We start from the raw sequence: 9,301 nt of genomic DNA, 5'->3' as shown, positions 1-9,301 counted from the left end.
TTGCGTCGAGTGGGCGCCGTCCCACGCCCCCACCGGCCTGATCCCCGTCCGCGACAGCAAGGACCCCCACGGCCCCGCCCTCCTCTTCACCACCGACGGATGGGCCTCCTTCATCACCGCCGTCAAGGAGGGCCGGTTCACCGCCTGAAGTGGAGGCATCGCCGTCATGAGCAACGCACTCGATCTCTCCGTCGCCACCTGGATCAAGTCCACCCACAGCGGCAACGGCGGCGGCAGTTGCGTCGAGTGGGCGCCGTCCCACGCCCCCACCGGCCTGATCCCCGTCCGCGACAGCAAGGACCCCCACGGCCCCGCGCTGCTCTTCGCCGCCGACGAATGGGCCTGCTTCGTCGCCGCCGTCAAAACGGGGGGCCTCACCGCGCGGTGAAGGCGCTCACGACCAAGTCCACCCTCGCGTCGTGGTGGGTGGGGCGGAGGCGGTGGCCGCGGGTGAGGGTGGCCAGGCCGTGGAGGGTGCTCCACAGGAGTTCGGCGAGGGTTTCCCGGTCCTCGCCGCGGGCCTCGGCCGCAGGCCGGACCGCGGCGAGGAACGGCTCGAAAGCGGCCTTCAGGGGGGCGGGTGTCGCCTCGCCGCCGAACACGAGGTCGGTGTCGCGGACGAACATCGCCTCGTAGACCGCGGGGCGGGTCCGCGCGAACTCCAGGTACGCGTCGGCCAGGGCCCGCGGCGCGCAGGGGCCGCCGCCGACCGCCGCGCGCAGGGTGGTGGCGAGTTCCTCGAAACCGTCGAGGGCGACCGCCGTCACGATCGCGTCCTTGCCCTTGAAGTGGCTGTAGAGGACGGGCTGGCTGTACTCGACCCGCTCCGACAGGCGGCGCGTGGTGACCGCGCTCCACCCCTCGGCCTCCGCAAGCTCGCGGGCCGCCTCGACGATCAACCGATGCCGTTCCGCTCGTTCGCGCTCTCGGCGCTGCTGCACTGCCATGCCCATCAATCTAGCAGCGCTAGACATAAGAGCGCCGCTAGTTCTAGCATTGCTAGCAGACCGAGCATCGCTAACCACCACTCATCGGGGGACCCATGTCCAAACAGCGCGCCACCACCGCCCTGGCCGTCCTGTGCGGCCTCGCCGTCCTGTTCTTCGGGCTCGGCTTCCTGCTCAACCCCGGCGGCGCCCCCGAGGGCTTCGGCATCGAACCGTGGCCGACCGGCAACGCCGACGGCTACTTCGTCGTCAAGGGCGTGCGGGACCTCGCCATCGCCGCGACGGTGTTCCTCCTGCTCGCGTTCGGCCACCGCAACCTCCTCGGCTGGGTGCTGCTCGCCGACCTCACCGTCCCGCTCGGCGACGCCGCCGCCGTCGTCTCCCACGGCGGCACGGTCGCGACGGCGCTCGCCGTGCACGTCTCGGCCGCCACGGTCGTCCTGCTGACGGCCGTGCTGCTGATCACCGAGGGCCGCACCGGCGCACCCCGCATCCCCCGGGCGCGGGCCGCGCGGGTCTGAGCCCCCCCCGTCGTTGCCCCGGCCCGGTCGGCTCGTTGGTCCGGACGGCGGACCCGCGGCGGTGCGGCACTCCCGCGCCGCCGCGGGTCCGCTCCGACCGTCCCCGCCGTCCGACGAACGGAGCCGACGTGCCGCGCCACCTGGCCCTGGCGGAGCAACTCGTGGACCACCTAGCGCTGCTGGGCTGGGACAGCGGCGCGAACCGCTACAAGTCCTCCCCCGAGCTGGACGGGCGGCCGACCGTGGTCGCCTGGGGCGAGCCGGGCCGCCCCGAGGGGTACCGGGTGCTGGCGCAGTGCGCGTCGTTCCTCACCCGGGTGCTGATCCGCGCCTACGGGCCGGGCACGCCGCACAACTGGGCCAGCGGCGACCGCCTCAGGCGCACCTGCTTCCCCGCGCTCACCGGCAGCGGCCACACCTGGTCGCCCAGGTCACGGGACTACCGGCAACTGTTCGCCGAGGCGGACGGCCGCGGGCACTTCCGCGCCGTCCCCCGGGTGGCCGAGCTGCGCCCCGGCGACCTGGTGGCCGTCGCCTACGAGCCCGGCCACCCCGGCCCGTACAGCGGCCACGTGGTCATGGTCCGCGGCTGCAAGGGCCCCCTGCCCGGGGCGCCGGACGGCCCGGGGGTGGCCCATGTGGTGGAGGTGGTGGACTGCACCCACCGCCCGCACGGCAGCCCGCTGGAGGACCCCGCCGCCTTCGCGGCCTTCCCCGACACCCGCTGGTGCGGCGCCCGCGGCGAGTGGGCGGGGCCGCACACCGGCGCAGGCTACGGTCACATGCTCTTCTACGCCGATCCGGCGACCGGCGCCTTCACCGGCTACCGCTGGCACCCGGCGGCCCCCCGCCTGCACCTGGCCGCGCACCGCCCCGCGGCGGCGGCCCGGGTGGTGCCGTGAGGGCCTCGGCCGGCCACGTGTACTCGTACTCCGCCAGCTCGAAGGCCCCGTCGGAGCCCTCGTCGGAGCCCTCCCCGAGCCCTTCGAAGCGGCAGATGCGCTCGTCGGTGCGCCGGGCGCCGTGCCGCTCGTAGAAGGCGACGGCGCGCGCGTTGGCCCGCAGGACCTCCAGGAACACGTCCCGTCCGGGGTGGGCGGCGGCGGCCCAGGACAGGGCGTGGCGCAGCAGGCGGGTGCCGATGCCGGAGCCGGTGCGGCCGGGGCGGGCGTGCAGGTTGTCGAGCAGGACGCGGCCGTCCGGGCGGGGAACGAGGTAGGCGAAGCCGCGGAGCTCACCGCCTTCGGCGTCCGGGGCGGCGGCGGTGAACAGGGCCGCGCCGGGAACGGGCCGCTCCGTCCGGCCGCGCCACAGCCGCAGCCGGTCCTCGTACAGCGGCCCGCTCAGGAAGCCGTCCGGCATGATCCCGGCGTAGGCGGTGCGCCAGCTCTCCGTGTGCAGGGCGGCGACGCGCTCCGCGTCGTCCGGGCCCCCCGTGGTGATGTGCATGCGTCATTCTCCCCCGCCCCCTCCGCCGTCCCCGCCGCCTCCGCCTCCGTCGCCACCGCCCCAGCCGTCGCCGCCCGCGCCGCCTCCGCTGTCGTCGCCGCTGGTGCCGAGGCCGGTGTGCCACGGCTCGTCCCAGGCCGGGTCGTGGTCGTGGCGCCTGCGGTAGCGGAAGCGGACCGTGCCCGAGCCGTCGCCGAGGCCGAAGGAGACCGCCAGGGTGTGCGCCATCACCGCGTCCAGCGGGTCCGCCGCCGGGTGGTGGTCCACTCCGGCCAGCGGCAGCAGCCCGGTGCGCCGGTCGGGCACGGGACGCAGGGGGCGGACGAGGTCGGCGACCGGCCGGCCGTCGCGGGACAGCCGCGAGGCGCGGGAGTTGACCCGGACGAGCTCCCAGCGGCGGTCGGACAGGCCCACGATGACCTTGCGCCGGGACTTGCGCACGGAGGAGGTGACCGTCAGCGCGGCCGGGGCGCCGCCCACGGTGAGCAGCAGCCCGCGGCCGGGGAGGTGCAGGTCGTCGGCGGTGAGGGGGGTGTGCGTGGCGCGCAGCCGCACCACGGGGGCGCCGGGGCCCCACACGTCCACCCGCACCAGCCGCCGGTCCACCGCGACCGCCACCGGTCCGGCGGGCCCCGGCGCGTACCGGCGTGCGATCCACAGCGGCACGCCCTCCGCGTGCGCGCGGGCCGCGGCGGCGGCGACGTGCTCCGGGCCGCCGCTGAGCCGGACGGCCAGCTCGCCGAGGACGTGCGCGAACTCGGCGGCGCGGCGCACCCGCACCGGCTTGCAGGAGCCGGTGGCGCGGGTGACGGGCACGGTGCCCGGCCCCTGCGGCAGCTCGGCGAAGGGCCGCTCCGCGCCGCCCGCGCCGAGCCACCTGCCGCGCAGCCTGCTGTCGGCCATGGCCGGCAGGTTGAGCTCGCCGAACGAGGTCTCCCCGAACCCGACGCGCAGCCCGTCGTCGGTGAGGTGCACCGTCCGGGCGAGCGGGAAGCGGGAGGTCTCCGTGTAGTGGGCGTTGACGATCCGTCGCATGGCATCCCCCACGGCGTGTCCCCGGTGCCGCGCGACAACGCGGCGCCGAAGGAGACGTGTGCCGGGGCGCCGCGGTTGCGTCCCCGGGACAGGCGGGGTCAGGCGCGGGCCAGCAGCGGCGGCAGCTCCAGGATGGAGTCGACGCGCCAGTCGGCGGTGGCCAGCACCCGCGGGTCGTCGGCCCACAGGTGGCCCCACGGGCCGCGGCGGATCAGGCAGGTGCGCAGGCCCTCGGCGCGGGCGGGAAAGATGTCGCGGTCCGGGTGATCGCCGACGTACACCGTCTCCTCGGGCGCCGTGCCGGTCATCGCCAGGACCCGGCGGAAGAACGCGGGGTCCGGCTTGGCGACGCCCCAGTCGCCGGACACCTCCACCCCGTCCACCGGCAGGCGCAGCGCCCGCAGCAGCTCACCGGCGCGGGCGGTCTGGTTGCCCGAGACGTGGACGGCGAGGCCCGCCCGGCGCAGGGCGGCCAGGCCGGGCCGCGCGTCGGGGTACAGGTCGCTGTCGTCCAGGCGCTCGCCGCGCCCGGCGGCCTCCATGGCGGCGCGCTCGGCGTCGACGTCGATGCCGGGCCGCAGCAGCCGCAGCGCCTCGCTGTTGTCCATGCCCCGCACCACCACGGCCGCCACCAGCGCGGACACCGTGTTCCTCGGCACGCCGAGCCAGTCGGCCCACATGCCCCAGTGCCGGTCGTCGGCGACGAGGGTCTCTCCGACGTCGAAGACCACTGCCCGGATCACGGGTCGAGCGTAGCCGCGGGCGCGGACAGGGGGGAGGGCGCCGCCGGGGCCGCGCCGCGCGTCCGGGCACCACCTGGTACGCACGGCGGGGAGCTGCGGCTAAAGTCGTCCTCCCATGTGCTCGCAGCGTCGGCCCGCGGAAGTCGGTCGGCCCAGGTCCCCGCGGGAGTAGCAGGATGCCGCCGTTCGGGTTGTCCGGCAGCCGCAGGCCGGATGACGGGCGGGCGGGTGCCGTCAGCAGGGCCGAGCACGAGGCCGACGCGCGCGCGATCGTCATACCGGCCGAGGACGTGCCGCCGCCGCTGCGCCAGGTGGTGCGGCGGCTGCTGATGGCGCTGCTGGTGCTGCTGGTCACCGTGACCGTCGTCGTGCTCGACCGGTCCGGCTACCACGACAACGCCGACGAGGAGGTGTCGCTGCTCGACGCGCTCTACTACGCCACGGTCACCCTCTCCACCACCGGCTACGGCGACATCGTCCCGCACAGCGACTCCGCCCGCCTGGTCAACGTCCTGGTGGTGACGCCGCTGCGGGTGCTGTTCCTGATCATCCTGGTCGGCACCACCCTGGAGGTGCTGGCCGAGCGCACCCGCCAGCAGCTCAGGATCAACCGTTGGAGGTCCCGCTTGCGTGATCACACCGTCGTCATCGGCTACGGGACCAAAGGCCGGCACGCCGTGCAGACCCTCATCGGACAGGGCATGTCCAAGGAGCGGATCGTCGTGGTGGACCCGCAGCAGAAGGCGGTGGACGTCGCGGGCAACGACGGGATCGTGGCCGTGCACGGCGACGCCACCCGCTCCGAGACCCTGCGGCGCGCCGAGGTGCAGCGGGCCGGTCAGATCATCATCGCGCCGCAGCGGGACGAGACCGCGGCGCTGGTCACGCTGACCGCGCGGCAGCTCAATCACCACGCCAAGATCGTCGTCGCGGTGCGGGAGGACGAGAACGCGCCGCTGCTGCGGCAGAGCGGGGCCACCCTGGTGGTCACCAGCTCCAGCTCCGCCGGGCGGCTGCTCGGCATCTCCATGGTGAGCCCGAACGTCGGCGCCGTCGTGGAGGACCTGATGACCTACGGCACCGGCCTGGACGTGATAGACCGGCCGGTCACCAAGGCGGAGGCCGGCCGCTCCCCCCGGGAGTGCACCGACCTGGTGGTGGCGGTGGTGCGCGGGCACCGGCTGCTGCACTTCGACGACCCGGAGGCGACGCCGCTCCAGATGACGGACCGGCTGGTGACGATCCGCCGGGCGGTGCCGCCCGCCGAGAGCTGAGCCACCCCCGGGACCACGACAGGCCCTGGCTAGACCGCCGACGCGCGGTGCCAGCCCAGGTCGAGCAGCTCCACCTCGGCGCCCGGCGCGGCGCCGCCCGGCGGGACGACGGCCAGGGCGTCGGCCGCGGCCAGGCCGCGCAGCATCGCCGGGCCGGCGAACCGCAGCGGCACCGCCTCCCCGGGGCGCAGCGCCACCGGCACCAGACGGGTGTCGTCCGGGTGGCCGGGGACGGCCGCCGTCAGCGGGGCGGTGCGCGGCGCGGGCACCGCCCGGCCGGCCAGGGCGCGCAGCAGCGGCTGCGCCAGGGTGACGACGCCGGAGACGGCCGCCAGCGGATTGCCGGGCAGGCCCACCAGGTGGCCGCCGTCCCGCAGCGCGGCCAGCAGCATCGGGTGCCCCGGCCGCACCCGCACCCCGTTCACCAGCAGCCGCGCCTCCAGCCGCCGCAGCACCGGATGGACGAAGTCCACCGGTCCCGACGCGGTGCCGCCGGTGGTGACGACGACGTCGGCGCGGCTGGCCGCCACCGCCCGCAGCAGCGCGTCCTCGTCGTCCGGCACCCGGCTGGTGCCCAGTACCCGCACCCCAAGGGCGCGCAGCCACGGCTCCAGGAACGGGCCGAGCGCGTCCCTGATCCGCCCGCCCTCCGGTCGCCCCGCCCCCAGCAGCTCGTCGCCCAGCACCAGCACCTCGGCGGTGGGTCCGGGGTGCACCGGCAGCTCGTCGTAGCCCGCGGCGGCGGCCAGGCCGAGCACCACGGGGGTCACCGGCACCCCGGCCGGGAGCAGCTCCTCCCCGGAGCGGCACTCCTGGCCGCGCGGGCGCACGTCCTGCCCCGGCTCGGGGCTCCTGGCGCGGGTGGTGTGCAGGGTCTCGCCGTGCACCTCGCCGTACTCGCTGCGCAGCACCGCGGTGGCGCCGCCGGGCAGGCGGGCGCCGGTGGCGATGGCGGTCGCGGTGCCGTCCTCCAGCGGCGCAGGGGCGTGCTCCCCCGCCAGCACCCGCCCGCGCAGCCGCCACGGCCCCGGGCCGGCCACGGCCCAGCCGTCCATGGCGGAGGTGTCGAAGGCGGGCAGGTCGGTGAGCGCCGCCAACGGCCGGGCCAGCACATCCCCGAGCGCGGCCGCGAGGGGCCGGGTCACCGGCGACAGAGCCCCACCGACGGCGGAACGCGCGATCCCCCGCGCCTCCCCCCAGCCCACGGCCGTCCCCCGCTCCCGCCCGGCGGCCGGGACGCCCTTCCCGGTGTCGGTGGCGGGGGTCACGGGGTGGGCTCGGGTTCTCCGGGACGGCCGCCCGCCTCGGTCTCGCGGGTTCGCCGTTCCCAGGAGAGGGCGAGGGCCTGGGCCTTGCGGGCGGCTTCGGCGACCGCGTGGGGGTCGGCGCCCGCGCGGCCCGCGGCGTAGCCGACCAGGAAGGTGGTCAGGGGCGCGGCGGGCCTGGCCACGCCGTGGGCGGCGTCCCGGGCCACGTCGAGCAGGAACGCGGTGTCCACCTCCAGGTCCTCGATACCGAGTTCCGACTTGACCTCAGCGATCCATGTCTCCAGCACGCTCTCATGTTCCCCGATGCGCGCCCGCGCCGTGGTCACGTCCTCCCAGGTGTCGCAGTCGAACGAGGTGCCGTGGTCGTCGGGCAGGGAGCGCAGGGCCAGCCGGGAGGTGAGCAGGCGCAGCGGGAGGCCGGTGAGGGCGGGGCGGCCGGCGGAGAGGGCCGCGAGCTCCCGGCGCAGGGACGCGGTGCGGTAGACGGCGGCGAGCGGCTGGGCGCGGCCCGCCGCGTCGGTGAGCAGGGCGCCGTCGTCCGCCCGCGCGGCCAGCAGCCGGCGGACCGTGGGCTCGTCCATGAACGGCAGGTCCGCGGCGAGCACCACCACCGTCTCCTCGCGCACATGGGCGAGGCCCGCGGCGAGCGCGGGCAGGGGGCCGCCGCCCGGCGGGGTCTCGCGGGTCCACACGACGGCGTCGGCGCCGGGGCCGGCCAGCGGCCTGCGGGGGCCGACGACGACCCGGCGGGCGGCGTGGCGGCAGGAGGCGAGCACCCGCTCCAGGAGGGTGGCGCCGCCCAGGGGGAGGGCGGGTTTGTCCACTCCGCCGAGCCGCCGCGCGGCCCCGCCGGCGAGCACGACGGCGTCGAAGGGCGCGGGGGGGCCGGGAGGGGTGGGGGCCATGGTCCGAGTATCTCCCGGTGGGGGTGGGGGACTCGGGGCGGCGGGGGCGGGGGCGGGCCGGGTGGCCGGGGTGCCGGGCGGTCGCGGGCGGTGACTGTCGGTGGCGGGTGCTACACATGACGCAGTCGCTCCTCGCGTCGGACGGCCGGTGATCCCGGCCGGTCCGACGGGAGGTGCGGGCTGCCCGCGGGCGCCTACAGGTGCCGCAGCAGCAGTGCCGGCTGTTCCACGCAGTCCGCGACGAAGCGCAGGAAGCCGCCCGCCGTGCCTCCGTCGCAGACGCGGTGGTCGAAGGTGAACGACAGTTGGGTGACGTGGCGGACCGCGAGTTCGCCCCCGTGCACCCAGGGCTTGGGCGCGATGCGGCCCACGCCCAGCATGGCCGCCTCCGGGTGGTTGACGATCGGCGTGGAGCCGTCCACGCCGAAGACGCCGTAGTTGTTGAGGGTGAAGGTGCCTCCGGTGAGCTCGGCGGGGGTGAGGGTGCCGGCACGGGCCCGCTCGGTGAGGCGGGCGATCTCCGCGGAGAGCTCGGCGGTGGTCATGCGGCCCGCGTCGCGGACCACGGGCACGACCAGGCCGCGCTCGGTCTGCGCGGCGAAGCCCAGGTGGATGTCGGGAAGGAGGACGATCTCCCGGTTCACGGGATCGACGGTGGAGTTCAGCTCGGGGAACCGGGCGAGCGCGGCGGTGGTGATCCGCGCGAGCACGGCGAGGAGGCTGACCCGGGCCTGCCCGGTGCCCGTGTTCATGGCGGCGCGGGCGGCCAGCAGCTCGGTGGCGTCGGCGTCCACCCAGCAGGTGGCGTCGGGGATCTCCTGGCGGCTGCGGGTGAGCCGGTCGGCGACGGTGCCGCGCAGGCCCTTGAGCGGGATCCGGGTGGCGTCGGCCGGGTGGGCGCGCGCGGGCGCCCGGCTCGGGGCGCGCCTGGCGTCGGCGGTCTCGGCGGCGGCCCGCTCCACGTCGGCGCGGAGGATCAGCCCCTCGGGGCCGGTGCCGGTGACGGTGCGCAGGTCGAGGCCGTGCTCGCGGGCCAGCCTGCGGACGAGGGGGGAGATCACGGGCACGGGGGCGTCCGGCGCGGCGGGCGCGACGGGGGCCGGTGCGGCGGCGGGCGCGGGGGCGGGCGCGGCGGGTGCGGGGGCCCGGGGTGCGGCGC

General features: G+C 76.7%; 12 protein-coding genes. 5 read left to right on the top strand and 7 right to left on the bottom strand.

Annotated elements, in window-relative coordinates; genetic code table 11:
* Window positions 1-37 precede the first annotated feature (37 nt).
* Both ACYVO2_RS00060 and ACYVO2_RS00055 read left to right on the top strand, forming a co-directional pair.
* Window positions 38-148, top strand: a complete 111-nt coding sequence (locus ACYVO2_RS00060; protein ID WP_461005746.1) for a DUF397 domain-containing protein — start codon at window positions 38-40, stop codon at window positions 146-148.
* Window positions 149-166: 18 nt separating this feature from the next.
* Window positions 167-388, top strand: coding sequence for a DUF397 domain-containing protein (locus ACYVO2_RS00055; RefSeq protein WP_461005394.1), 222 nt, complete (start codon window positions 167-169; stop codon window positions 386-388).
* Here the strand turns inward: ACYVO2_RS00055 and ACYVO2_RS00050 are convergent.
* Complete coding sequence (locus ACYVO2_RS00050; protein WP_461005393.1) at window positions 375-947, bottom strand: TetR/AcrR family transcriptional regulator; 573 nt, start codon at window positions 945-947, stop codon at window positions 375-377. The two genes, ACYVO2_RS00055 and ACYVO2_RS00050, sit on opposite strands and share 14 nt — an antisense overlap.
* Window positions 948-1,042: 95 nt before the next feature.
* Between ACYVO2_RS00050 and ACYVO2_RS00045 the strand changes: the two genes are divergently transcribed.
* Complete coding sequence (locus tag ACYVO2_RS00045; protein WP_461005392.1) at window positions 1,043-1,468, top strand: DUF4267 domain-containing protein; 426 nt, start codon at window positions 1,043-1,045, stop codon at window positions 1,466-1,468.
* 128 nt (window positions 1,469-1,596) lie between these two features.
* On the top strand, window positions 1,597-2,370 hold the full coding sequence (locus ACYVO2_RS00040) for a hypothetical protein (protein ID WP_461005391.1): 774 nt from the start codon (window positions 1,597-1,599) through the stop codon (window positions 2,368-2,370).
* On the opposite strand, the gene ACYVO2_RS00035 is transcribed toward ACYVO2_RS00040, so the two are convergent.
* The 3 genes from ACYVO2_RS00035 to ACYVO2_RS00025 form a co-directional block, all read right to left on the bottom strand.
* A complete protein-coding gene (locus ACYVO2_RS00035; RefSeq protein ID WP_461005390.1) occupies window positions 2,285-2,917 on the bottom strand; it encodes a GNAT family N-acetyltransferase in 633 nt (210 codons plus the stop codon). The genes ACYVO2_RS00040 and ACYVO2_RS00035 overlap by 86 nt on opposite strands.
* 3 nt (window positions 2,918-2,920) lie before the next feature.
* Entirely contained in the window at window positions 2,921-3,952 is a 1,032-nt protein-coding gene (locus ACYVO2_RS00030) for a hypothetical protein (protein WP_461005389.1), read from the bottom strand.
* Window positions 3,953-4,050: 98 nt separating this feature from the next.
* A complete protein-coding gene (locus ACYVO2_RS00025; RefSeq protein WP_461005388.1) occupies window positions 4,051-4,695 on the bottom strand; it encodes an HAD family hydrolase in 645 nt (214 codons plus the stop codon).
* A gap of 176 nt (window positions 4,696-4,871) precedes the next feature.
* On the opposite strand from ACYVO2_RS00025, the gene ACYVO2_RS00020 reads away from it, so the two are divergent.
* Window positions 4,872-5,969, top strand: a complete 1,098-nt coding sequence (locus tag ACYVO2_RS00020; RefSeq protein WP_461005387.1) for a potassium channel family protein — start codon at window positions 4,872-4,874, stop codon at window positions 5,967-5,969.
* A 29-nt stretch (window positions 5,970-5,998) separates the two neighbouring features.
* Here ACYVO2_RS00020 and ACYVO2_RS00015 read toward each other — a convergent pair whose 3' ends face one another.
* From ACYVO2_RS00015 to ACYVO2_RS00005, 3 genes are all read right to left on the bottom strand, one after another.
* Window positions 5,999-7,114 (bottom strand): molybdopterin molybdotransferase MoeA, encoded by a 1,116-nt coding sequence (locus ACYVO2_RS00015; RefSeq protein ID WP_461005386.1) that lies wholly within the window; start codon window positions 7,112-7,114, stop codon window positions 5,999-6,001.
* A 119-nt stretch (window positions 7,115-7,233) separates the two neighbouring features.
* Complete coding sequence (locus tag ACYVO2_RS00010) at window positions 7,234-8,142, bottom strand: NTP transferase domain-containing protein (RefSeq protein WP_461005385.1); 909 nt, start codon at window positions 8,140-8,142, stop codon at window positions 7,234-7,236.
* Window positions 8,143-8,336: 194 nt separating this feature from the next.
* Window positions 8,337-9,301 (bottom strand): dihydrolipoamide acetyltransferase family protein (locus ACYVO2_RS00005; protein WP_461005384.1); only part of this gene is annotated, 965 nt, incomplete at its 5' end.

It is taken from the genome of Streptomyces capparidis (assembly GCF_054782095.1).
Note: the sequence above shows the minus strand (reverse complement) of the source record. Positions and strands in the feature narration are given on the sequence as shown.